The following is a 23126-nucleotide window of genomic DNA, read 5'->3' as shown; positions in this document are numbered from 1 at the left end:
AACATTGGAGACACAGAATGAAATTGAAGTTGAGCGGCGCCGCGGCGCTGTTATTGTTCGCGGTTGCCGCCCATGCGCAATCGACGGTTACGCTCTACGGCGTACTCGACAGTGGCCTGCTCTATCAGAGCACCTCGGCGGCGACGTTCCTGCCGACCGCGCGCAATCAGGGGCATGTCTATCAACTGAAGGATGGCGGCATCTACGCGAGCTTCTGGGGCTTGAAGGGAAGCGAAGATATCGGTGGCGGATACAAGATCAACTTCAGGCTGCAGGGCTCGTTCAACAGCTCGAACGGCAAGATGGGGCTGCCTGACACGCCGGGCACCACCGCGATCTTCAATCAGTACGCGATGATTGGCGCGTCCGGGCCGTTCGGCTCATTCGACGCCGGCCGCCAGATCATTCCGATGATCTATGCAATGGCGGAAACCGACGTTCGCGGCGCACAGTATTTCGGAAGTATCCTGACCGCATGGCTCGGTGTGAATCAGGCGGCGGGCTGGCCTGGCACGAGCACGAACGCGCCGATCGGCGCGCTGTATGACAGCAACGCGTTGGTCTACACGTCGCCGAAATTCTACGGTGCGTCGCTCGCACTCGAGTATGCACCGGGAGGCGTCGCGGGCCAGTTCCAGGGTGGCACACGCGAGTCGGCCGTGCTCAAGTATTCGAATTACGGTCTGAATTTATCCGCCGTGTACTACAACGGACACGATACCAATCCGTATCCGATTACTTATCCTGCAACTCCGGCGGCGGTAGCGACGGGGCAGGCCAACAACCGCTTTTATTACTTTGGCGCGCTGTACTCGATCGCGGGATTTTCGATTTCAGGCTCGTACGGCGTGGGTAAGAATCCGGCCAGAAGTGACACCGTGAACTTTGAAATGGCATCGGCCGGGCTCGGTTATCAATTCAGCCCGCGATTCAAGGTCACTTCAGGTTTCTACTATCTGAAGGATCGAAATCATTCAGCAAATCATTCGGGCGAATTCTCTTTGGGGGCGGAGTACAACGTGTCCGCTCGGACCAAGGCGTACGCACAGGTCGGCTACGTCGACAACAAAGGGACCATGAACCAGACGATCATCTATGGAGCTCCGGTCGCACCGGGGATGTCCACGACGGCGGCGATGGTCGGCATCCGCCATACGTTCTGATTGCTTCATTCTTATCGACCGGGGTAAATCCATGAAATCTATTCGCGTTCTCATAATGGCCGTCGCCACGTTGATCGTTCCGCTTTCAACCAACGCATGGTCACAGGCAAGCGAGATGGCTAGTGCACCTGGAGGGTCGGCGAGTGCAGCATCGGGAAGCGCAGCACCGGCCACGGGCAGAAAAGCGGATCGCGCGCTACGCAGGAAGGTCTATGCCGCGATCGGCAAACACAAGGAGATCCGCGCCGGAGATATCAGCGTCATCGCAAAAGACGGTGCGGTGACATTGAACGGCACGGTCACGGACGCGGCGCAGATCGGACAGGTCGCCGATATCGCAAAAGCGGTTGACGGGGTCACGTCCGTGACTAACAAGCTGGCCGTGAAGAAGCCATTTGGCGGCATGTAGGCGAGGATTGCCGGCACGCAATGATGCATTGGAGCAGGCCGAAGCAGGCACCGACTCAAATGCCGTCTTGGCGTATGCGGGCAGGCCGCACCGCGGCCTGAGCCACGAACTGAAATATTTTTGCGCTTAGCTGTCGTCGCGCTCTGGCATGACCTGCACGACGATGGTCCGATTCTTCCAGAACATGTTGTGGATCCGCGATTGCAGATTCCGTAAAGCATCCGGAGACGTGTCGTGAAAAGTCACCACGACGGCGGGCCGCGTGCCCGTTCCCTCGACACGCCTGATCGCGTCGAATGACGGGAACCCGTACTTGATGAGAAATTCCCTTATCTCATCGTCCGATGTGTCGTCTTGCACATTGCCTATCCATACGTCTGCCATGATGCCTCGCTCCAATTTCCAGAATTTACCGCTCAGGCCATGATGTGGACGTCGATATTGGGAGTCAGGCTCGCCTGGGCGTACCTGCTCACGCGGATCGAAGAACGTGTGATCTGCAGACATTTCCTGTGCTGCGTGGCGTGAAAAAACGGCGCTTTGTTCCGCGCTGCAACCGTTTCCCTCTCGAAGGCGCGCGACTGGCCATCCGACTTTACGTCGTCGCTTGAATCGTGAAGGCCGCCGCATACCACGGCAATTGGACTAAAGTCCTACACATCCATGGGCGTCGGAATGTTGTCGCCGGTAGTGCGACTATCCGCGCGATGATCAGGCGCCCAGCGGGCACGCGAGCGCGACGGTAGGCGGTGCACCCATCACTGTGTGCGCACTAAATCGTCGTGGTGATGTCATGGATCGACGCCCTCTAGCGTCGGCCACCGCGTGCGCCGCCGCCTCCGCCGGCCCGCGTGCCGCCGCCGCCAGGTCGGCTGAAGCCCGAGCCTTGCATGCTGGAGCGTCCACGGTCGGCGCTGCGTTGCGTCGCGCCGCCTGCGCCGACGCCCTGAAAGGCGTTGTCGCGGCCCCCGCTGAAGCCGCCACTGGCGCCGCCCGCACGCTCGCTGGTGCGTGACAGGTCGCCCGCGCCAGCGCGGTTCGAGACGCCGCCGCGCTCGCCGGCCGTCGACCGATCCGCGCTCCCCGCGCGATTACCCGCGTTTGCGTTCGATCGGTCCGCGGCTGCCCCTCGATTATTCGCATTCGACCGATCCGCCGTTCCGGCGCGATCGCCTGCGCCCGATCGGTCGGTGCGCTGGCCTCGGTCCGCCGTGTTGGCGCGCCCGCCGCCCGTCGTATCGCGTCCGCGGAAATCGTTGCGGCCCTCAGCGCCGCCGACGTTGCGCGAGTACTTGTCACGGGTCGCGTTGTCGCGATACGCGACCCCTTGACGATGGCTGCCGTCGTGCTGCCAGCGTCCGCCTTCGACCTTCGTGCGGTCGAAGTTGCGATCGATGTTCGCGGCCTTGTTGACATTGATATTGACGTCGCCGCCGCTCCAGTTGGCATTGCCGAAGATCGCACCGGCGGCGGCGAGTCCGACGCCCCACGCAAAACCCGTTGCCAGCGCCGCGCCTGGATAGTAGGCCGGGTAGGGCGGCCAGTAGGTGGGCGGATAGGCCGGATAACTCCACGAACCGTACACGGCCGTCGGGTTGTATGCGGGCACGTAGATGACCTGCGGATTGGCGGGCTCGATCTTCACGATGGTCTGCCCGCCAGCGGGCGCCGCTTCGACGATCACATTCTGCTGTTCGTTCGACTTGAGGTTGCCCGACTCCTTCGCGCGGGCGCGCAGACGCTGCACAGCGGCGAGCACGTCTTTCTGCTGCGCGAGGAACGCGTCGCCGAGCTTCTGGGTCCAGTCCAGCTTGTCGTTCATGGGTTCGAGAATTTGCGGGAAGGCCACCATCGATTTCACGCTGACGTCCCACGGCTCGTTCGCGACTGCCTTCACGGCAGCGTCGCCCGTGACTTTCGGATTGCTCTTGACCCAGCGCGCCGCATGCACGATTTCAAGCGGGTAGGTCGACGCCATCAGTACTTGCGACAAAACGGAGTCCGGGTAAAGGGCGATCGGCGCGACCAGCGCTTCGATCTCTTCCGGCTTGAAGGGCTCGCGCGGCGGCGGCTGATCGGTCTGGGCGCGCGCGACACCCGCTCCCAGGGTCAGCGCGACGAGCAGCCACAGCCACGGCGCTGTGGCCCATCGATGGTTCCACGAAGACATGGCTGCTCCTTGAAACTAATAAGGCTTACTGAAAACGACGACGAACCGACAACTTGTGAAAACTACAACGCTTACTTTGCGTCGCCTTCGCCGGCGACATTCATCGGCAGGTCACTTCATGTGAGTGCGATCACCGCCCCATTCTCCGGTCGTAGCCGCGGGAAATGCGATCGAGCAGCGTAGGGTTGCGCGTGGGCGAATTGAACTGCACGACGACGCTGCCATCGGGTTGCTGGCGCACGCTCGCCGTCACCCTGCTGCCGTCCAGTTCGCCGACGACGGTGCCGGTGCCTGGATCCTGGACGCTGATCGCCAGACCTTCGTCGCGCATTGCGCCCGCTGCCGCGGAGAACGAGCGGTCGAAGCTGGCCGGGACGGTGACAACGGTGCCGGGCGGCGCGGCGTAATATGGGCAGCCGGTCAACGGTAGCAACAACATGCAGACGCTCAAGAGTACGAAGCGCCTGAAGTTCACATCGATGCTTTTCAAGGACCCGCCGCGACCGACCTCGTCGTCCCCGCGTTCGTGAGACCGACCCTCACACGATGAAATCATCGCTGTTCCCCCGATTAATCACGACGCCTTGGAACGCACAACTTGTAGACCCTTCATGGGGCCTGCGGCGGATGGCGGCGCCCTCATCCTTTGCGGCGTCTTTCCGGCAAGCAGTCGCTGCATGGATATGCCGGCAGGCAAATAACGTGTTTTTCACCGCGGGCGCTCTCGCTACTCAATACTTGATATCGCGCGCGGTCTGACGTCCGTGCTGCTTGGTCTGCCGCTTATCCTGCCGGCATTGGGAATTGCTCTTTTGGTCGGTGGCACGGCACTCCTGCGGGCATCGTGTCGTCTTCAATGGGCAATGTCCTGAAACCTGCATCTAGTCAAACTGGTCTTGGCGGCGATTCAATCAGCGCTCCTGGTCGCCTGCGGCTTGACGTCATTGCACGGCTAACATGAAGTCCACGCCCAGCGTCCCCCTCGCCGAGCGAAAACCGGGCGCAGGAAGTTGCCAAGAGCGCTCCCGCTTATCGCCCAAACCAGTTGCAACAACCAGCTAGGTTCGGGTTCTGTAAATGCCACCACACCACACGGCTCAATAGCCGCAGCAACGGGCCAGGCGCAACAACGGCCGGCCGCTTCCGGATATACGCGAGGCGTGCATACGCAGTATGTGCAGCTTATCAGCGCGATGGGCCGCGAACATCGGACCTTGGTCCTACCGATGCGTGCAGCGCGAGCGCTGCGCGTTTCCCCGCGCTTGTTGGACCAAAGGCCTATTTAAGTTGCCACGCGAGACTAGTAGGCTCGTTTTGAGATCGTCGCTGCGTCATCTCCTGGAGATGCGAAGCGTCGCACAGGTGCGGGCTTCGATGCTATGCGCCGCTTGCCCGTCGCACCGTTGCATAGCACTTGTCACACGATCGGAACTGAGTCGCCGCATTACCTTCCGCACTTTCAACAGGACCTCATCAATCGCTGTGAAGACTTTAAGTACTTCACAAAAGATAGCGCTAGAGACTGGCTATAAGTGCGGGGCGGCGCGAAAAATCATCAGGACGCGTAGATGCTGCGGCCCATTCGCATTTGCACGCGTCTCGATGAAACCTGCTGTTCAGGAGACTACGTTATGAGCGAGCAATACGCCGCGGGCGCTTCGCAAACGGCTGCCCTCAGTGCAGATGAACTTCGACTGGTCGATGCCTGGTGGCGGGCATGCAATTACCTCTCGGTCGGAATGATCTATCTGATAGACAACCCGTTGCTGAGAGAGCCGTTGAAGGCCGAGCACGTGAAGCAGCGCCTACTGGGGCATTGGGGCGCGAGTCCGGCGCTTTCGTTCGTCTGGGCGCATTTGAACCGGATGATCAAACGCGACGACCTCGACGTGATCTTCATGGCCGGCCCCGGGCATGGTGCGCCTGGCGTGCTCGGCCCCGCCTATCTGGAGGGCACCTACTCCGAGGTGTATCCGGACAAGAGCGAAGACGCGGAGGGTATGCAGAAGTTCTTCAAGCAATTCTCGTTTCCGGGCCACATCGGCTCTCACGTCACGCCGGAAACGCCCGGTTCGATCCATGAAGGCGGCGAACTGGGCTACAGCCTGTCGCATGCATACGGCGCCGCATTCGACAACCCGGATCTCATCGTTGCCTGCGTAGTCGGCGATGGCGAAGCGGAGACCGGCCCGTTAGCCACGGCCTGGCATTCCAACAAGTTCGTCAATCCGGCTCGCGACGGCACCGTCCTGCCGATTCTCAATCTGAATGGCTACAAGATAGCCAACCCGACCGTCCTCGCGCGCGTCAGCCACGAGGAACTCGAGGCGCTGTTCGTGGGCTATGGCTATAAGCCGTTTTTTGTCGAAGGCTCGGACCATGCAGAGATGCATCAGAAGATGGCCAGCACGCTCGACGCCGTGATTTCGGAGATTCGCGCTATCCATGACAGGGCGCGCTCAGGTGCGCAGGTCGAGCGGCCCCGCTGGCCGATGATCGTGCTGCGTTCGCCAAAAGGGTGGACCGGACCCAAAGAGGTCAACGGGCACAAGGCGGAGGGCTCGTGGCGATCGCATCAGGTGCCATTCTCCGAGGTACGTAGCAATCCCGCGAATCTGAGGCTTCTGGAAAGCTGGCTGCGCAGTTACAAAGCCGAGGAACTGTTCGATTCCGACGGGCGGCTGATTCCTCAACTGCGAGATCTCGCGCCCGTGGGACCACGGCGCATCAGCGCCAATCCGCATGCCAACGGCGGGGTATTGCGCAGGGAACTGAAGCTGCCCGACTTCCGTTCCTATGCGGTGGACGTCAGTCGCGCAGGCCAGGTGCTGTATGAGAACACCCGGCCGCTCGGCGAATTCCTGCGCGACACGATGCGCAAGAACATGAATACCTTCCGCGTGTTCGGCCCTGACGAGACAGCTTCTAACCGGCTCCAATCCATCTACGAAGCCAGCAAGAAGATCTGGATGGCCGATCTGCTGCCGGAGGACGAGGACGGCGGCGAATTGGCGCGAGACGGCCGCGTGATGGAAATGCTCTCGGAGCATACGCTGGTGGGATGGCTCGAGGGCTACCTGCTTTCAGGGCGACACGGTTTCTTCCATACGTACGAGGCATTCGCGCATGTGGTCGATTCGATGTTCAACCAGCACGCCAAATGGCTGGACATCTGCAAGAACCATGTGCCGTGGCGAGCGTCGGTGTCGTCGCAGAACATCCTGTTGTCGTCGACCGTGTGGCGGCAGGACCACAACGGTTTCTCGCATCAGGACCCCGGTTTCATCGACCTCGTGACCAACAAGGCGCCTTCCGTCACGCGGGTTTACCTGCCTCCGGACGCGAATACGCTGCTCGTGGTAGCCGATCAATGTTTGCGCTCGACCGACTGCATCAACGTCATCGTGGCGGACAAGCAGAAGCACTTGCAGTTCACCACGATCGACGAAGCGATCGTGCATTGCGCGAAGGGCCTGGGTGTCTGGCGGCGCGCAAGCAATGACGAGGGCGAGGAGCCGGACGTCGTCATGGCCTCGTGTGGCGATGTCGCCACTCAGGAATCGCTGGCGGCAACGGCAATTTTGCGCGAGCGCTTGCCCGAGCTCAAGCTGCGCTTCGTGAACGTGGTGGACCTGTTCAGGATGCAGCCGGCGAGCGAACACCCGCATGGCTCGACCGCGCGCGAGTTCGACAGCCTGTTCACGGTGAACAAGCCTGTCATCTTCAACTTTCACGGCTACCCGTGGCTGATCCACAAGCTCGCCTATCGTTTCCGCAACCATGAGAATCTGCACGTTCGCGGTTACAAGGAGAAGGGCAACATCAACACGCCTCTCGAACTCGCGATCCTCAATCAGGTGGACCGGTTCAATCTTGTCATCGATGTTCTCGACCGCGTGCCGCGATTGCAGGGAAGGACGGCGCATCTCAGGGAAGATATGAAGAACGCGATTATCAGCAACCTGAACTATGCGCACACGCATGGCATCGACCGCGCCGAGATCACCGACTGGGTCTGGCCAGACTGAGTGTCCCTGCGGCGCGAGCGCAGCGCAAAGCTTGACCGATCGAATGCGCGATACGAGCGTGCTATCCAGAACTGGGTATTGGAAAAGGGAAAGACCATGACCGCCGACTCGCCCGCCGACTCGCCCACCAACCCGACCACCAGCACGTTCCACAGTGCCGGACTGGCGCGAACTGGAATGGATGCCGACGCGCTGCAACGCGACATCGTCGACAACCTCATCTGCCTGCAGGCACGTTATCCGGCCATTGCGACCCCGCACGACTGGTACATGGCACTGGCGTACAGCGTGCGAGACCGTATGCTGGAACGCTGGGTGGCGACTGTGCAAACTCATGCCGCACATGAGGTGAGGGTCGCCTGCTATCTATCCGCCGAATTTCTGATCGGGCCGCAGCTCGGCAATAACCTGGTCAGCCTCGGCATCGAGGCCAACGCGCGCGCCGCCATGCAGGCACTCGGTCAGGACTTCGACACGATACTCGCGCAGGAGGAAGAACCGGGGCTCGGCAACGGCGGACTCGGCCGGCTCGCCGCCTGTTACCTCGACTCGCTCGCCGCGCTTGAAATCCCCGCGATCGGGTACGGCATCCGTTATGAGTTCGGCATTTTCGATCAGGAGATCCGCGACGCCTGGCAGGTGGAAGTGACCGACAAGTGGCTGCAAATGGGCAATCCGTGGGAGATCGTGCGTCCGGACGTGGCATTTTATGTGGCCTTCGGCGGCCACACCGAGAGCACGACTGACGCGCAGGGCCGGCTTCAAGTTCGCTGGGTCGCGGCGAACAAGGTCAAGGGCGTGGCCTACGATATTCCGGTGGCAGGCTATCACGTCAACACATGCAACACGTTGAGGCTTTGGAAAAGCGAGGCGGTGGAGTCGTTCGATCTGCAGGACTTCAACGCCGGCGACTATTACCAGGCCGTGCAGGACAAGGTGATCTCCGAAACGCTCTCTAAGGTGCTTTATCCAAACGACGAGCCGGAAGCCGGCAAGCGGTTGCGCCTCGCACAGCAGTATTTCTTCGTTTCATGTTCGCTACAGGACATGCTGCGGCTGCTCGATCTCAAGGGCGAGCCGACGGAGCGCTTCGCCGACATGTTCGTGGCCCAACTCAACGACACGCATCCGTCCATTGCTGTCGCCGAGTTGATGCGTCTGCTGGTGGACGAACGGCAGGTGCCTTGGGACGAGGCCTGGGACATGACCCGGCGCTCACTGGCCTATACCAACCATACGCTGCTGCCGGAGGCACTCGAGACCTGGGGGCTGCCGCTGTTTCGAAACCTGTTGCCGCGCCTGCTCGAGATCATCTACGAAATCAACCGCCGTTTTCTCGACGAGGTGCGGCAACGCTATGGCGGTGACGAGGCGCGCGTGGCGCGCATGTCGCTGATCGACGAGCGGGGCGACAAGCGGGTGCGCATGGCGCACCTGGCGACTGTCGGCAGTCACGCCGTGAACGGAGTCGCCGCGCTGCATTCCGCGCTCCTCAAGCAGACAGTGATGCGGGATTTTGCCGAGATGTGGCCCGAACGTTTTTTCAATGTCACGAACGGCGTCACGCCACGCCGCTTCATGCTGCTGTGCAATCCGCAGCTTGCGCGGCTGCTGGATGAAACAGTGGGGAAGGATTGGGTCACCGACCCCACACAGCTTCGTGGCCTCGAAGCGCGCGCCGACGATGCTGCATTCCAGGAGCGGTGGCGCCGCGTCAAACTATCGAACAAGGAAGCTCTCACCGCACGAATTCACAGCGCGACGGGCATCGTCGTGAACCCCGGTGCGTTGTTCGACGTTCAGGTCAAGCGGATCCATGAATACAAGCGCCAGCATTTGAATGCGCTCTTCATCATCGGGCTTTATCAACGTCTGCGTAACAATCCTCAATTGACGCTTGCACCTCGCTGCTTTGTGTTTGGCGGAAAGGCGGCGCCGGGCTATGCGATGGCCAAGCTGATCATCCGCCTGATCAATGGCGTGGCAGAAGTGGTCAACAATGACCCGCTAGTGAACGATCGACTGAAAGTCGTGTTCTTTCCCGACTTCAACGTGAAGAACGCACATTACATCTACCCGGCGGCGGACCTCTCCGAGCAGATTTCGACGGCCGGCAAGGAGGCGTCGGGCACCGGCAACATGAAGTTCATGATGAACGGCGCGTTGACAATCGGAACGCTGGATGGCGCCAACGTGGAGATCCGCGAACAGGTCGGCGAGGAGAATTTCTTTCTTTTCGGTTTAAGCGCGGATCAGGTCGAGCAGGTCAAGCGCGACGGCTATCGCCCTGCCGACTATGCGAACGGCAACGCCGAACTGCGGGAAGTGCTGAAGCTGATCGCCGACGGGCAATTCTCACGCGGCGATCGCGAGATGTTCCGGCCGCTGGTCGAGAATCTGCTGCAATCCGATCCGTTTCTCGTGCTAGCCGACTACGCCGACTACGTGGCGTGTCAGGAGCGCGTGAGCGCCGCCTGGCAGGACGTGCGGCACTGGACTCACATGTCCATCCTCAACACCGCACGCGCCGGCAAGTTTTCGTCGGACCGTGCGATCAGCGAGTACTGTAGTCAGATCTGGAACATCCGTCCGGTGAGAATCGACCTTGGGCAACGCTGAGCGCGGCCCGGCGCCGGGCTATCCGGTAGGACCAGGATCGCGGTTTCCGCCAGGGGCGACAGTGGTGCCCGAAGGCGTCAACTTTTGTATCTTCGGCCGTCATGCCACGCAAGTCGAACTTCTGCTGTACGCGGCCCCGGACAGCCCTGAACCCTTTCAGGTCATCACGCTCTCGTCCGAGTGCAATCGCACTTTTTTCTACTGGCACGTGCTGGTGTTGGACCTGCCGATACGCACCTGCTACACATGGCGCCTTGACGGGGTGCAGGATACGGAACACACGGGCAGGGCTTTCTATCCACACAAGGAACTTCTCGACCCTCATGCCCGTGCAGTAAGCGATGACTTGTGGAAGCGAACGAGCGCCTCGGCGATACTCGAGACCGGCCACGCTTCGTATCGAGCCATCGTGACCCAGCCTGTACCCGCTGACGCTACGCGAGTCGCCTCCGGGCTGGACGGCGCTGTCATTTATGAGTTGCATGTTGGTGGCTTCACCAGCCATCCGTCGAGCAATGTGACGCATCCCGGAACCTTTTCCGGGTTGATCGAAAAAATACCTTACCTCACACAGCTGGGCGTGACCCATGTCGAGCTTCTCCCGGTCATGGCCTTCGACGCGCAGGATGTCCCGCCGGCGGCGGCAGCCAGAGGGCTCTGCAACTACTGGGGCTACAGTACGCATAGCTTCTACAGCCCGCATCCGCGTTATTGCGTCGATCCGGCAAGCGCTCCGCAGGAGTTCCGCGCGCTCACGGACGCGATGCACGCCGCCGGTATCGGCGTGTTGCTCGACGTGGCCTTCAACCATACGGCGGAGGCGGGCGCATCCGGGCCGGTCATCAATTTCAAAGGCCTTGCCAACGACATTTTCTATCACCTGGACGCCGGCGACCGGCGCCGCTACCGGGACTACACCGGCTGCGGGAACACCGTCAATTGCAACCATCCTTTGGTGACCGCGTTCATTGTCCGATGCCTCGAATACTGGGTGCAGGAGCTCGGCGTGGACGGCTTCCGGTTTGATCTGGCGAGCGTGTTTGCACGTGATCAGCATGGCGATCTCCTGAGCGACCCGCCATTGCCCTGGGCGATCGAGTCTTCCCGGATACTTTCGCGCGTGCCGCTGATCGCCGAAGCGTGGGACGCCGGCGGTCTCTATCAGGTCGGCGCATTCCCCGGCATGGCGTGGGCGGAATGGAACGGGCGCTATCGGGATGTAGTCCGCCGTTTCGTGCGCGGTGATCCTGGCATGAGCGGCGTGGTTGCCACCTGCATCGCAGGAAGTGCCGATCTGTATGCGGACGATGGCAGGCTGCCCGCCAACAGCATCAATTTCATCACTTGCCACGACGGCTTCACCCTCAACGATCTGGTGAGCTACAACGCGAAGCACAACGAGGCCAACGGCGAGGAAAACCGCGACGGTAGCAATGACAATCTGTCGTGGAACTGCGGTGCCGAAGGCGAGACCGACGACGCTGGGGTTCTTCGCCTGCGTAACCAGCAGGCGCGTAACCTGATGGCCATTCTGTTTCTGAGCCAGGGCGTGCCCATGATCCTGGCAGGCGACGAACTTCTGCACAGCCAGCGCGGCAACAACAACGGCTATAGCCAGAACAATGTGCTTTCCTGGATCGACTGGCGCTCGATAGAGGCCGAGTCGGGCATGCTGCGTTTCGTGCGTGAACTGATTGCGCTGCGTAAGCGCCACGCGAGTCTGCGCCGCCGGCGCTTTCTCACTGGCAGACCGTCGTCCGGCCACGCCGATCCTGACGTTGCCTGGCACGGCGAACGCCTTAACGAGCCACGCTGGCATGATCCGGGAGTTCGGCTGCTGGCCTTCACTCTCGGTGGCGAAGCGTCCGGGGAGTCCGCGTTGCACGTTATGCTGAACATGGACGACTGCCCGCGCCTGTTTGACCTTCCTGTGCTTGACGGGCGACGCTGGTGCCGGATCATCGATACGGCACAGGAGAGTCCGAACGACATCGTCTCCACCCTGCAACACGCCGCTATCGAGCAGGAAACGTGTTGCGTCGACGCACGCAGCGTCGTGGTGCTCGAAGCGATCTGAGCGGATTTAACGTCGCCACTGGGGCGACTTGTTAAGGTTGATCTCCCTGAGACGGCATAAAGCCGATGCTGGCGACCGCATGCCAAGTTACTCGCGGGCTTCTGCCCAACGATGCTGCGCCGCCAGGGACCTATCGCATCGCGCCTGCCAGGTTTGGCGCGTCCAGGCCGACAATCAGATCGAACTCGCCGTTGGTCAGCGTTTGCGTGGCGGGAACGCCGGCCGCTTTCAGTGCGGCGGTGTCGAGTCGTGAGGCGTCGCGCAACCCGACACGCAGCCGCGTCGCCGCCAGTGCGTCGAGTTTCTGAATGTTGGCGACGCCACCCAACGCAGCGCGGATTTTTTCAACACGCGCCGCGTGTTGCGTCGTGCTGTGCGCCGAGGCCTGGGCGCTCCCGATTGCGGTCGCGGTCGGCGCGGTGGCCTCCGCGACAGCCGTTCCGTCCGCTGCTGCGAGGTCGGCTTCGCTGCCTGCTGTCTTCAGGTATTCGTGCATGTCGGTTTTCATGTTTTCGGACAATGGTCCGAAGATCGCCTGAACGCCGTTGCCGACCCGCACGACGCCCGCGGCGCCGAGCGCCTTGAGTTTGCCTTCATTGACGAGCGCGGGGTCCTTCACCGAGATGCGCAGGCGCGTGATGCAGGCGTCCAGGCTGTCGATGTTGGAACGGCCGCCGAAGGCGAGCACCAATTCGCGCGAACGTCCGCCGACGCCAGCGGTGCTTACCTTCGCGGTTTCGACGGTGTCGTCCTCGCGGCCCGGCGTCTTGAGATTGAAGCGGGTGATCACGAAACGAAAAACGCCGTAGTAGATCACCGCGTAGATCGGCCCGAGAATAAAGACGTACCACGCATGAGTCGACTTGTTGCCGATTAGATTGAACATCACGAAGTCGATGCCGCCCTGCGAAAAGGTGAAGCCCATGCGCATGCCGAGCGTGTTGGCCACGAACTGCGCCGAGGCCGCGAGACATGCGTGGATAAGATAGAGCACAGGGGCAACGAACAAAAACGCGAACTCGATTGGCTCGGTGATGCCGGTGAGGAACGAGGTCAGTGCGGCCGAGACCATCATGCCGCCAACGGCGACCTTATTCTCGGGCTTGGCGCAGTGCCAGATTGCGATCGCCGCCGCTGGCAGGCCGAACATCTTGAACAGGAACGCGCCCGCCAGGATGCCCGCAGTGCGATCCCCCGCAAAGAACCGGGTGATGTCTCCGTGAACCACCTTGCCGGTTGTGGGATCGAGGAAGCTGCCTGCCTCGAAGAAGAACGGCACGTTCCAGATGTGATGCAGGCCGAACGGAATCAGCAGACGCTCGACAAAGCCATAGACCGTTGCCGCAGTGCGCGGGTCGGACACCGCTGCCCACTGCGAAAAGGCCTTGATCACACTGCCGATGGGCGGCCAGACAACGGACAGGATCGCACCGAGCACGATCGAACCGATTGCTGTCACGATGGGCACGAAGCGCTTGCCGGCGAAAAACCCCAGGTAGGCCGGCAGCGCGATTTTGTAGTAGCGGTTGAACATCCAGGCCGCCAGGCCGCCCGCGAGGATGCCGCCGAATACACCGGTCTGAATCGACGGAATGCCCATGATCATGTCGGGCTCGATGCCTTCCACCTTGGCGATCACGCCGAGCGTAGCCGTCATGACGAGATACCCGATCGTTGCGGCGATGCCCGAGACGCCGTCGTTTTCGGTAAACCCGAGCGCCACGCCAATTGCGAAGATCAGCGGCAGATTGGCAAAAATCACGTCGCCCGCGTTCTTCATCAGGGCGAGCACGATGGCCGGCACGTAACCGTGGAAATCGGTCGCGCCGAGGCCGAGCAACAGGCCGGCCACGGGAAGTACAGCGACCGGCAGCATCAACGACTTGCCGACCTTCTGCAACACTCCGAACGCATGTTTGAACACGGCCGGTCTCCTGTTGAACTGCTTATTCGGCGAACGGAGCGAGGAGGGCGCGGACCTCCGCGGCGGTGCCAAGCCGCACTACTTCTGCGGCGAGCTGACGCGCGCGGTCCATCGTCAGCCGGGCGAGCTGTGCCTTGATTGAACCGACGGCGGGAACGCTGACCGAAAGCTCGTCGACACCGAGGCCTACGAGCACCGGCACAGCGATCGCATCCGATGCGATGCCGCCGCACACGCCGACCCATTTGCCGTGCTTATGCGCGCCTTCGACCGTCATGCCGATCAGGCGCAACACCGCCGGGTGAAGCGCGTCGGCCTGCCTGGCGAGCTTTGGATGCCCGCGGTCCATCGCGAGCGTGTATTGCGTCAGATCGTTCGTGCCGATCGAGAAGAAGTCGACTTCGCGCGCGAGCGGCTCGGCGATCAGAGCAGCGGCCGGCACTTCGATCATCACGCCGACCTTGATGCTGTTCGCGCGGTCGCCGGCTTCTTCCAGCAGGATCTTTTTTGCTGCGAGCACTTCCTCGATCGCGGCGACCATCGGGAACATGACATGCAGATTGCCGATTGAAGCGGCGCGCAGAATCGCTCGCAGCTGCGTGCGAAAAATGTCCGGGCGATCGAGGCTCACACGCACGCCGCGCAGGCCGAGGAACGGGTTGTCCTCTTTCGGCAGCGGCATGTAGGAGAGCGGTTTGTCTCCACCCGCGTCGAGCGTGCGGATCACGAGCGGGCGTTCACGGCCGAGCGCTTCGGCAACGGCGCAATACTCGGTGGCCTGTTCGTCTTCGGACGGTGCGGTGTCGCGATCGTCGAACAGGAATTCCGAGCGCAACAAACCCACACCTTCGGCACCCGCCGCAACCGCATCGCGCGCTTCCTTTGCGTTGCGGATGTTCGCGACGACTTCGACGCGGTGACCGTCGGCCGTCATGGCGAGTTTGCTCGCAGCGAGCTTCTCTTCTTCGCGTTTTTCGGCCTGACGGCTGATGCGCTCGCGTGCCTTTTCGACTTCACCGGCGCTCGGGTTGCGCCGCAAGCTGCCATGCGAACCGTCCAGCACGACGAGCGTACCGTCGGCGAGTTGCAGCGCATCTTCGTCGATGCCGCAGATCGCCGGAATGCCGAGCGAGCGGGCGAGAATCGCGACGTGGCTCGTGGCGCCCCCCGTCGTCGTGCAGAAACCGAGCACTTTGGTTCGATCGAGTGAAGCGGTGTCGGACGGGGAGAGCTCTTCGGCGATCAGGATCGAGTCGGCGGGTACGTCGATCTGCGCCTGCTGCATGCCTGCCAGCAGCGCCAGCACACGCCGGCCGACATCGCGGATGTCGCCCGCGCGCTCGCGCAGCAGCGGATTGTCGAGCTTTTCGAGTGTCGCTGCCTGCTGCTCGAAGGCGGCGCGCCACGCGAAGCCCGCGCTTTTGCCTTCGCTGATGCTGCCGATCGCCATGCCGTTGAGATCGGGGTCTTCGAGCAGTTCCAGGTGCGCGTCGAGAATCTGCGCTTTCGACGGATCGGTGAGTTTCGCTTTGAGCGCCTCGATGTTCTGACGCGCTTCGTGGTGTGCAGCTTCGAGCCGCACGCGTTCGCGCTGCGGCGATTCGCCGGCTTCCTTGACGTCGATGACCTGCTGGCGGAACTGCACGATTTTGCCGACGGCGAGGCCGGGGGAAGCCGATACGCCAGTGAGTTCGTTGACATCGGCAGGCTGCGCGCGTTTGACGACGGCGGGCTCGCCAGACGATCCACTCGGGGGCGCGAGACTCGTCGGGGCAAAGGCGGGTGCGTCGGCGGCCTTTTCGCCCGAACCTTCGGCGAGCAGACGCGCAAGCACGCTAGCGGCTTCTCCCGCGTCAGGACCGGTGGCCTGGATGCGTACCCTGTCGCCGAACTTCGTCGCGAGCACCATGATGGACACGATCGACTTGGCGTTCGCGCTGTTGCTGCCGTGCAGCAGGCGGATCTCGGACTCGTACTTTTTCGCCGCGCCGGCGAAGACCGCGGCGGGCCTCGCATGCATGCCTGCGGGATTCGGCAGGGTGACCTCGTCGGAGACGATTGCGCCGGTCGCGCGGGCGGTCTGATCTTTGGCTGTATCGTCGGCGAGTTCGACAGTCAGTGCGACGTCACCGGCCGCGGTAACGAGGCCTTTCGCGGGCACGTAGCGCGTCACCCGGTCGCCGTTGGCGATCACCATCTGGGTCAGCAGGCTGGTCGCTTTGGCGCCGACGTAGACCGGATCGAACCGGATCAGCGGCTGGCCCGTCGCGACCGTATCGCCTTCCTTGATGAGCGGGGTGAAACCTTCGCCGCGTAGCAATACGGTGTCGAGCCCGATGTGAAGCAGCACTTCGAGCCCGCTCGCGCCCGTGATCGTGACGGCATGGTTGGAACTATGCAGTTGTGTGACCTTACCGGGAAGCGGCGATAGCAATTCGTGCGAAGTCGGATCGATCGATATGCCGTCGCCGACCATCTTCTGTGCGAAGACCGGATCGGGCACGGTTTCGAGCGGCACCATGACGCCCGAAAGAGGCGCGACCAACTCGATGCGTAGTGGACGCTGAAGAGCTTTCATCGGCGCGACTCCGTTTGACGCCCGGCTGAAACGTGCTGCTTCGAGCGGCGCGAACTCGTCTGGAAGGCGCCGTGAACTGCCCCGATGACCTGGGCAGCCGGGTATTCCGCCGCGTACCTGCACACCGGACGCCGTTGGGTCGTCCAGGGGCGCTCATGTCAAGCCGTGACCGATATCAGGATCGTGACACTGCCACAGCTAGCCTACAGTCGCCGCCGCGTGCGCGACATCGGTCGATAGTCCTATTGTCTTCACGATCGGATTGAACATAAATTTGTAGATGCGCCTTCGGGCTGCACATTCCAACAATCGGAAAGCCTTCGATCGCAGCCGGAATGCCCCGACGAGCGCCACGCTGGTGGCGGGATCGTGTCCTGGACGCACGGGGCTCATTCGCTGCTGCGTCTTCGCTCCAAGGCAAAAAAGGAACCGCCATGGATACGGTCAGGACGTTGCTCGAAACGCAGCCGCTCTTCGTGCTGTTTCTCACGGTGGCCTTGGGATACTTGGTCGGTGAGATCAGCATTAAAGGAGTGTCGCTCGGCTCGGGCGCAGTGCTGTTCGTCGGCCTGGCAATCGGCGGCTTCGCACCGAAGTCCGCACCGCCCGCGTTGCTCGGCACATTCGGGCTTCTGCTGTTCCTCTACGGTATCGGTATCCAGTATGGCGACCAGTTCTTCAAGGGACTGACGAGTCCGGACGGCCTCAAGGCCAACGCCGCCGCCGCGCTCGGCGTGATCGTCTCGGGACTGGTCGCGGTCGCGTTCGTGCCGCTCTTCGGCGTGAAACTCGACGAATCGCTTGGTATGTTCGCCGGTGCCGGCACCAGCACGGCGAGCCTGCAGGCCGCGATCGCCGCTGTGAAAAGCGACGGGCCGGCGGTGGGCTACAGCGTCGCGTATCCGTTCGGTGTTGCCGGGCCGATTCTCTTCCTGTATGCCCTTAGTGCATTGCTTAAACCGAACATCGTGCGCCCGCCGCCCCCGCTCATCGAAACGGCCGAGATCGCGCTGCGCAATCCTGCGTTTATCGGGTTGAACATGGCGCAGCTGGCGGCGCGCATGCCTACCGGCCTGGCGATCGCGGCCGTGCGTCGCGAGCACCGCAACCGCCCAGCCGCCGACGACCTCGTCCTGCGTGCCGACGACGTCCTGCTCGCGACCTCCACCGACCCGGCCGTGCTGCACGAGGCCACGACGCTGTTTGGCGAACTGCAGCCGGGGCGTATGACGAGTCACCGCGAAGACCTGGACTACGCGCGTGTGTTCGCGTCGAGCCGGCTCGTGGTCGGGCGCATGCTGCGCGACATCCGCTTTCCCGAGGGCGTCGTCTGCACTATTGCGCACGTGCGCCGGGGCGACGCCGACCTGATGCCGAACCCGGACCTCATCCTCGAATATGGCGACCGCGTCGGTCTGCTGCTCGATCGCACCCAGATCAAGGCGGTTCGTGCGTTCTTCGGCGACTCCATCAAGGGTACTGCCGAACTGAGCTTCATCTCGATCGGCGCCGGAGCGGCGCTCGGCTTGCTGGCGGGTGCCATTCCACTATCCATTCCAGGCATCGGCAAGCTCGCGCTCGGGCTGGCGGCAGTGCTGCTGGTGGCACTCGTGCTCGGCCGGGTGCGGCGCTTCGGACCTTTTGTCTGGACGATGCCGCTCTCGGCCAATCTCGTGCTGCGCAACCTCGGCCTGACCATCTTTCTCGCGCAGGTAGGCATCGCTTCGGGGCCAAAGTTCTTCGCGACCATCGGCGTAACCGGCGTGTCCTTCCTGCTCTATGGCGTGACGATCCTGCTCGCGCTCGTCGTCGTGACGGCGGCGGTCTGCCTGTGGATCTTCAGGCTGCCGTTCGACATGACGGTGGGCGTCTTATGCGGCGCGACGGGCAATCCCGCGATCCTCGCCTTTGCCAATCGCATTGCGCCGACCGACCGCCCGGACGTCGGCTACGCGATGATTTTCCCGTCGATGACCATCGCAAAGATTCTGTTCGTGCAGGTCGCCGCGGCGCTCGCCAGTGGATAGCGCGAATCACCAGCCGTTAGCGACCGCACCCGGCACTCCTGCATCAAAAATTGCCACGGAGATCATCATGGAAATAGCCGTCTTCAGCGCCAAGCCTTATGACCGCGAGTATCTGAATGCCGCGAACGCGGGGCATCGCCATCGGCTTCAGTATTTCGACGTCCCGCTCGACATCGAAACGGTCAGCCTCGCCGCGAACCACGGCGCCGTGTGTATCTTCGTCAACGATCGTGCGGATGCCGCCGTGCTGCAGGCGCTCGTGCACGGCGGCACGAAGCTCGTCGCGCTGCGCTGCACCGGCTTTAACAATGTCGACCTGAAAGCAGCGCAGGACCTCCGGATCAAGGTAGTACGAGTGGTGAACTATTCGCCGAACGCGGTCGCTGAACATGCGGTCGCGTTGCTGATGGCGATCAACCGCAAGATCCAGCGTGCCTATAACCGCACGCGCGACTTCAATTTCTCTCTCGACGGCCTGATGGGCTTCGACCTGAACGGCAAGGTGGTGGCCGTGATCGGTACCGGTAAGATCGGGCGCGTGTTCACGAAGATCATGCTGGGCTTCGGCTGCAGCGTGATTGGCTACGACAAGTTCCCATCAGCGGAATTTGAGGCGCTGGGCGCGCGCTATGCGCGGCCGAAGGAAATCGGCGAGAGTGCGGACATCATTTCGCTGCATTGTCCGCTCACTCCGGAGACGTACCACATCATCGATGCCAGCACGCTCGCGCGCGCGAAGCGCGGCGCGCTTCTGATCAACACGAGCCGCGGCGCGCTTATCGACACCGAAGCGGTCATCGATGCGCTGAAAAGCGGACAGCTAGGCGGTCTCGCGATCGACGTGTACGAGCAGGAGGCGGACCTTTTCTTCCGCGACCTGTCCGGCACCATCATCACCGACGACGTGCTTCAGCGGCTCGTCACGTTCCCGAACGTGATCGTCACGGGCCATCAGGCCTTTCTCACGCGCGAAGCGGTGACGACCATCTGCGAGACAACCCTGCAAAGCGTCACGGAGTTCGAGACGGGCAAGCCGCTTTCAAACGAAATCAGTGCGAGCTGAACGCAGCGCGCTGCGGAGCGGTCACCCGGTGCGAGTTCGTAAGCGAGTTGTGCTAGCCGGTACTTTCATCGTTTCGCCATAGATGTGGTCAAGGCACTTTCGACACCTGGCATGCGCGGCGGGCGGCGCTGAGGAGCAGGAACCATGAAACTCTATTCACACGCTCTCCGGAAGTGGCTGACTGCCATTTTCACTAACCTCGCGATCACGGCGATTTTCGCGGTGGCAATCTCGCCTGCGGCTCATGCTCAGCAGAACTTCGCTACTCCGGAGGCCGCAATGAATGCCTTTGGTGACGCAATTGTCAAAGACCGCGAGGACACATTGCGCACCATCTTCGGCAAGGACTTTCGCAATCTGATTCCGCCAGTTGGCGCGCAGGTGCGGGATGCGTTTCTCACGATGTGGTCAAAGTCGCATGCGATCAAGCCGATAGATACACGGCACGCGGAGATCGCGGTAGGCGACGATGGCTGGACGCTGCCAATTCCACTCGTGAAGACCGACCGGGGATGGCACTTCGACACGCGCGCTGGCGCGGAAGAGATGCGGGAACGACGCATCGGCCGCAACGAGCTGGCCGTCATTCAGACGATGCTCGCAATCTACGATGCACAACGCGAATACGCGCAGACCAATCACGACGGCGAGGGCGTGCTCGACTACGCTTCGAAGATGGTGAGCTCGCCAGGCAAACACGACGGTCTGTACTGGCCGACGGGACCGGACGACCCACCAAGTCCACTCGGCGACGCGTTCGTTAATGCAAGCGCGCGCAACACCCAGAACGCCGGTTACCACGGGTATCACTACAAGTTGCTCGATTCACAGGGACCGCATGCGCCTGGCGGAGCCTATGACTACGTTGTCAACGGCAAGCTGTTCGGAGGTTTCGCCATCATCGCCTGGCCGGTGCGTTACGGAGATACGGGTATCAAGACTTTGATGGTGAGTCATGCCGGGCAGGTCTATGAGCGTGACCTTGGCCCGCAGACCGCCGCGAAAGCCGAGGCAACGAAGTCGTTCGATCCGGGCCCAGGCTGGAACAGGGTGAGCGATAAGGATAGTGGCCTACCCTGACCATGGTGCTGTGCGTAGCGGCGCCATGGTTAAGTAGTCGATGACTGCCCCGCGCCATCAACAGGCTGGTGTGAGGTTCCGGTCAGCTCGATTGCGAGCCGGAGACAGGTGCCCGGCAGCGCGTGAGGCTCCTGTCTATGCTTGCGCTGAGCGCACAGCTACGCCATACGTGCTGACGATTCGCGCATCCTGCTCAGCGGCCGGAAACAGCTCCCACTCCAGTCCGTTCACATCGACGCTGCTTGAATACGCGTTGGCGGTATCGTCTTCGAATCCGACGTGCCGCAGTTGACCCGCTTGCTCCGGTTTCTCGTTGATCGAGAAGTTGAGCAGGTCGGTTCGCCACATAGCGTATTTGCCGGGCACGACAGCATCGGGCGATTGTCCGAGCCGGCGGCTGTAGTCGACAATCGATTCGTCGAGGCTCGCAACAGCGAGTGCAATGTGAAAACGCTTCATGATGGGCTCCCGCGGTGGTTATCCGTTTCAACGGTCCGCCCATCGTAGCGATTGCGCACGAGCGCAACTAGGCAAGCGATTATGCTGGTATGTGCGTTACCCGGTTACGCTCGCAGGCCGGTTCGGATCGGCTCGCCGCCGAAGCGCGACAACGCAGTCAGAGATTCGACGGGTTGCCCGGATCTGTCTTGCCCTTTTCGGCGTTTTCACGCTGATCGCCGAGATCCTTGCGGTTTTCGCCTTCGGTGATCTGCGCTTCACCCTTGAGCTTCCTGTCTTCGTTGCCGGTGATAGAGCCGATGCCCTTGTTGATCATGCCTTTCAGTTCTTCCTTGATGCCTTCGGTCTTGTCGTTTGCCATGAGTGCCTCCAGAGTTAAGCGGGTTTCAGCGCGATGCCACCATCGCGTGCGTCATGTGCATCCGCAATCCGCATGCCGAGGCGCTTATCGACGGCGCTTCTTCCACGCATAGTCGGCGGGTGGATCGGCGACGCCCGGGCGCCCCACCGAGTTCGGATTTTCCGAGCAAAGGGTGACGAAACACACCGGCTCGCCGCACGACTGACGGCGCCGCAACGTCTCGGTAAATGACAGCGCCTCTGCCATCGCGCCGGCGGCGAAGGATGCGGCGCGCGGCACGATGGCGTCGTCTATCGCTTCCGACCAATAGACCATGTACACCGGATTCACGGAGCAGGTGACTGACTACCGGGCACACCGACGCCCGGTATGTCTCGCACGGGCTGCTGATCCGGCTGGACGTCGGTTTCGGGAAGCGACTCCGGCGTGCGCGCGGGCGGCGTGCCGCGACCAATTTCGGACTGTTGCGGATCGGGTTTTTGGGGCGCGGGCGTTTCGGTCATGGTGGCTCCTTCTGCGTTGCTTTCGGTGGATCGGGTGTCGTGTCCGCAGCATCCTGTGTGCCAACGAGTCGCGAGCGTAGCGCAGGCCGTGCGCAGCATCGTGTGGCCACGCCGCTCCCGGATCGCTACACGCTGAATGCACAGCCGCAGGCTTCTCGGCAGTCTGACCCCGGCTACCTTTACAATCCAACACTTCGATCCGACAAACGTGAAATGCGCGATGAGATACCACTTTGCATTGATCCTTGCGGCGGCCGTTGCGAGTACTGCCGTGCACGCTCAAACAGCCGCGAATGGCGAGACAGGTGCACTGCAATGTGCGATCGGAAAAGTGACCGGCGTGGGCGGGTCGGAACAGAGCGTTCGTGAATATCTCGCGACGCCCGATCGGGACAAATATCGCTACATCGCGGACAACCCGATTCAATGCCGCATCTCCGACGAGGGCCGGGCGTCCGCATGTACCGGCATCACCACGCTTAAGCGCGAACAGGTGAGCGTGTACGATCAGATCGACAGCACGATGATCACCGTGGTCGCGCGCGTCGAGCTGGATCACGGCACGTATCCGGTGCTTATCGCCGTGCCGAGAAAAGACGTGCAGTGTCAGGAGTGAGTGATCTGGCCCGGGCGGCTTCGTGCGCTGTCCTGAGAGCAATTGCAAA

At 61.9% G+C, this 23126-nt stretch carries 18 protein-coding genes; 9 read left to right on the top strand and 9 right to left on the bottom strand.

Annotated features, from left to right (window positions below; translation table 11 throughout):
• Positions 1-17: 17 nt before the first annotated feature.
• Both BCA01S_RS22110 and BCA01S_RS22105 read left to right on the top strand, forming a co-directional pair.
• Complete coding sequence (locus BCA01S_RS22110; RefSeq protein ID WP_027778801.1) at positions 18-1163, top strand: porin; 1146 nt, start codon at positions 18-20, stop codon at positions 1161-1163.
• A gap of 31 nt (positions 1164-1194) precedes the next feature.
• Positions 1195-1572, top strand: coding sequence for a BON domain-containing protein (locus BCA01S_RS22105; RefSeq protein WP_027778800.1), 378 nt, complete (start codon positions 1195-1197; stop codon positions 1570-1572).
• A gap of 126 nt (positions 1573-1698) precedes the next feature.
• Here the strand turns inward: BCA01S_RS22105 and BCA01S_RS22100 are convergent, their stop codons facing one another.
• The 3 genes from BCA01S_RS22100 to BCA01S_RS22085 form a co-directional block, all read right to left on the bottom strand.
• The gene (locus tag BCA01S_RS22100; protein WP_027778799.1) at positions 1699-1956 is read right to left on the bottom strand and encodes an RNA recognition motif domain-containing protein; all 258 of its coding nucleotides are present in this window, start codon (positions 1954-1956) and stop codon (positions 1699-1701) included.
• Positions 1957-2380: 424 nt separating this feature from the next.
• The gene (locus BCA01S_RS22090) at positions 2381-3742 is read right to left on the bottom strand and encodes a DUF3300 domain-containing protein (protein WP_027778797.1); all 1362 of its coding nucleotides are present in this window, start codon (positions 3740-3742) and stop codon (positions 2381-2383) included.
• A gap of 130 nt (positions 3743-3872) precedes the next feature.
• Positions 3873-4181, bottom strand: a complete 309-nt coding sequence (locus BCA01S_RS22085) for a hypothetical protein (protein WP_027778796.1) — start codon at positions 4179-4181, stop codon at positions 3873-3875.
• A gap of 1192 nt (positions 4182-5373) precedes the next feature.
• On the opposite strand from BCA01S_RS22085, the gene BCA01S_RS22080 reads away from it, so the two are divergent.
• The 3 genes from BCA01S_RS22080 to BCA01S_RS22070 all read left to right on the top strand — a co-directional run bounded on the left by BCA01S_RS22080 (position 5374) and on the right by BCA01S_RS22070 (position 12466).
• On the top strand, positions 5374-7770 hold the full coding sequence (locus tag BCA01S_RS22080) for a phosphoketolase family protein (protein WP_027778795.1): 2397 nt from the start codon (positions 5374-5376) through the stop codon (positions 7768-7770).
• A gap of 177 nt (positions 7771-7947) precedes the next feature.
• Positions 7948-10389 carry a glycogen/starch/alpha-glucan phosphorylase gene (locus BCA01S_RS22075; RefSeq protein ID WP_042319153.1) on the top strand — a complete coding sequence of 814 codons (2442 nt, stop codon included), beginning with the start codon at positions 7948-7950 and terminating at the stop codon, positions 10387-10389.
• 64 nt (positions 10390-10453) lie between these two features.
• Complete coding sequence (locus tag BCA01S_RS22070; protein WP_027778793.1) at positions 10454-12466, top strand: glycogen debranching protein; 2013 nt, start codon at positions 10454-10456, stop codon at positions 12464-12466.
• Between the two features lie 130 nt (positions 12467-12596).
• Here the strand turns inward: BCA01S_RS22070 and ptsG are convergent, their stop codons facing one another.
• Positions 12597-14390, bottom strand: a complete 1794-nt coding sequence (gene ptsG / locus BCA01S_RS22065) for a PTS glucose transporter subunit IIBC (protein ID WP_027778792.1) — start codon at positions 14388-14390, stop codon at positions 12597-12599.
• Between the two features lie 22 nt (positions 14391-14412).
• Entirely contained in the window at positions 14413-16968 is a 2556-nt protein-coding gene (ptsP, locus tag BCA01S_RS22060; RefSeq protein ID WP_027778791.1) for a phosphoenolpyruvate--protein phosphotransferase, read from the bottom strand.
• 434 nt (positions 16969-17402) lie between these two features.
• Between ptsP and BCA01S_RS22055 the strand changes: the two genes are divergently transcribed.
• The 3 genes from BCA01S_RS22055 (at position 17403) to BCA01S_RS22045 (ending at position 21138) form a co-directional block, all read left to right on the top strand.
• Positions 17403-18995 (top strand): aspartate:alanine exchanger family transporter, encoded by a 1593-nt coding sequence (locus BCA01S_RS22055; protein ID WP_027778790.1) that lies wholly within the window; start codon positions 17403-17405, stop codon positions 18993-18995.
• A gap of 67 nt (positions 18996-19062) precedes the next feature.
• The gene (locus BCA01S_RS22050; RefSeq protein ID WP_027778789.1) at positions 19063-20058 is read left to right on the top strand and encodes a 2-hydroxyacid dehydrogenase; all 996 of its coding nucleotides are present in this window, start codon (positions 19063-19065) and stop codon (positions 20056-20058) included.
• Between the two features lie 144 nt (positions 20059-20202).
• A complete protein-coding gene (locus BCA01S_RS22045; RefSeq protein ID WP_027778788.1) occupies positions 20203-21138 on the top strand; it encodes a DUF2950 domain-containing protein in 936 nt (311 codons plus the stop codon).
• Between the two features lie 135 nt (positions 21139-21273).
• Here BCA01S_RS22045 and BCA01S_RS22040 read toward each other — a convergent pair whose 3' ends face one another.
• The 4 genes from BCA01S_RS22040 to BCA01S_RS38590 all read right to left on the bottom strand — a co-directional run bounded on the left by BCA01S_RS22040 (position 21274) and on the right by BCA01S_RS38590 (position 22461).
• Positions 21274-21597, bottom strand: coding sequence for a VOC family protein (locus BCA01S_RS22040; RefSeq protein WP_027778787.1), 324 nt, complete (start codon positions 21595-21597; stop codon positions 21274-21276).
• Positions 21598-21754: 157 nt separating this feature from the next.
• Positions 21755-21958, bottom strand: coding sequence for a CsbD family protein (locus BCA01S_RS22035; RefSeq protein WP_020066882.1), 204 nt, complete (start codon positions 21956-21958; stop codon positions 21755-21757).
• Between the two features lie 84 nt (positions 21959-22042).
• Positions 22043-22279 carry a hypothetical protein gene (locus tag BCA01S_RS22030; protein ID WP_027778786.1) on the bottom strand — a complete coding sequence of 79 codons (237 nt, stop codon included), beginning with the start codon at positions 22277-22279 and terminating at the stop codon, positions 22043-22045.
• Positions 22280-22284: 5 nt separating this feature from the next.
• Positions 22285-22461, bottom strand: a complete 177-nt coding sequence (locus BCA01S_RS38590) for a hypothetical protein (RefSeq protein WP_167455782.1) — start codon at positions 22459-22461, stop codon at positions 22285-22287.
• A gap of 220 nt (positions 22462-22681) precedes the next feature.
• On the opposite strand from BCA01S_RS38590, the gene BCA01S_RS22020 reads away from it, so the two are divergent.
• Complete coding sequence (locus tag BCA01S_RS22020) at positions 22682-23077, top strand: hypothetical protein (protein ID WP_027778785.1); 396 nt, start codon at positions 22682-22684, stop codon at positions 23075-23077.
• The last annotated feature ends 49 nt before the right edge of the window (positions 23078-23126 follow it).

This window comes from Paraburkholderia caledonica NBRC 102488 (assembly GCF_000685095.1).
GTDB classification, from domain to species: Bacteria; Pseudomonadota; Gammaproteobacteria; order Burkholderiales; family Burkholderiaceae; genus Paraburkholderia; species Paraburkholderia caledonica.
Note: the sequence above shows the minus strand (reverse complement) of the source record. Positions and strands in the feature narration are given on the sequence as shown.

Excerpts from the sequence above, each read along its gene's own strand:
- BCA01S_RS22110 (WP_027778801.1), top strand. The coding sequence starts at position 18 with ATGAAATTGAAGTTGAGCGGCGCCGCGGCGCTGTTATTGTTCGCGGTT.
- BCA01S_RS22105 (WP_027778800.1), top strand. The coding sequence starts at position 1,195 with ATGAAATCTATTCGCGTTCTCATAATGGCCGTCGCCACGTTGATCGTT.
- BCA01S_RS22100 (WP_027778799.1), bottom strand. The coding sequence starts at position 1,956 with ATGGCAGACGTATGGATAGGCAATGTGCAAGACGACACATCGGACGAT.
- BCA01S_RS22090 (WP_027778797.1), bottom strand. The coding sequence starts at position 3,742 with ATGTCTTCGTGGAACCATCGATGGGCCACAGCGCCGTGGCTGTGGCTG.
- BCA01S_RS22085 (WP_027778796.1), bottom strand. The coding sequence starts at position 4,181 with ATGTTGTTGCTACCGTTGACCGGCTGCCCATATTACGCCGCGCCGCCC.
- BCA01S_RS22080 (WP_027778795.1), top strand. The coding sequence starts at position 5,374 with ATGAGCGAGCAATACGCCGCGGGCGCTTCGCAAACGGCTGCCCTCAGT.
- BCA01S_RS22075 (WP_042319153.1), top strand. The coding sequence starts at position 7,948 with ATGGATGCCGACGCGCTGCAACGCGACATCGTCGACAACCTCATCTGC.
- ptsP (WP_027778791.1), bottom strand. The coding sequence starts at position 16,968 with ATGAAAGCTCTTCAGCGTCCACTACGCATCGAGTTGGTCGCGCCTCTT.
- BCA01S_RS22055 (WP_027778790.1), top strand. The coding sequence starts at position 17,403 with ATGGATACGGTCAGGACGTTGCTCGAAACGCAGCCGCTCTTCGTGCTG.
- BCA01S_RS22050 (WP_027778789.1), top strand. The coding sequence starts at position 19,063 with ATGGAAATAGCCGTCTTCAGCGCCAAGCCTTATGACCGCGAGTATCTG.
- BCA01S_RS22045 (WP_027778788.1), top strand. The coding sequence starts at position 20,203 with ATGAAACTCTATTCACACGCTCTCCGGAAGTGGCTGACTGCCATTTTC.
- BCA01S_RS22040 (WP_027778787.1), bottom strand. The coding sequence starts at position 21,597 with ATGAAGCGTTTTCACATTGCACTCGCTGTTGCGAGCCTCGACGAATCG.
- BCA01S_RS22035 (WP_020066882.1), bottom strand. The coding sequence starts at position 21,958 with ATGGCAAACGACAAGACCGAAGGCATCAAGGAAGAACTGAAAGGCATG.
- BCA01S_RS38590 (WP_167455782.1), bottom strand. The coding sequence starts at position 22,461 with ATGACCGAAACGCCCGCGCCCCAAAAACCCGATCCGCAACAGTCCGAA.
- BCA01S_RS22020 (WP_027778785.1), top strand. The coding sequence starts at position 22,682 with ATGAGATACCACTTTGCATTGATCCTTGCGGCGGCCGTTGCGAGTACT.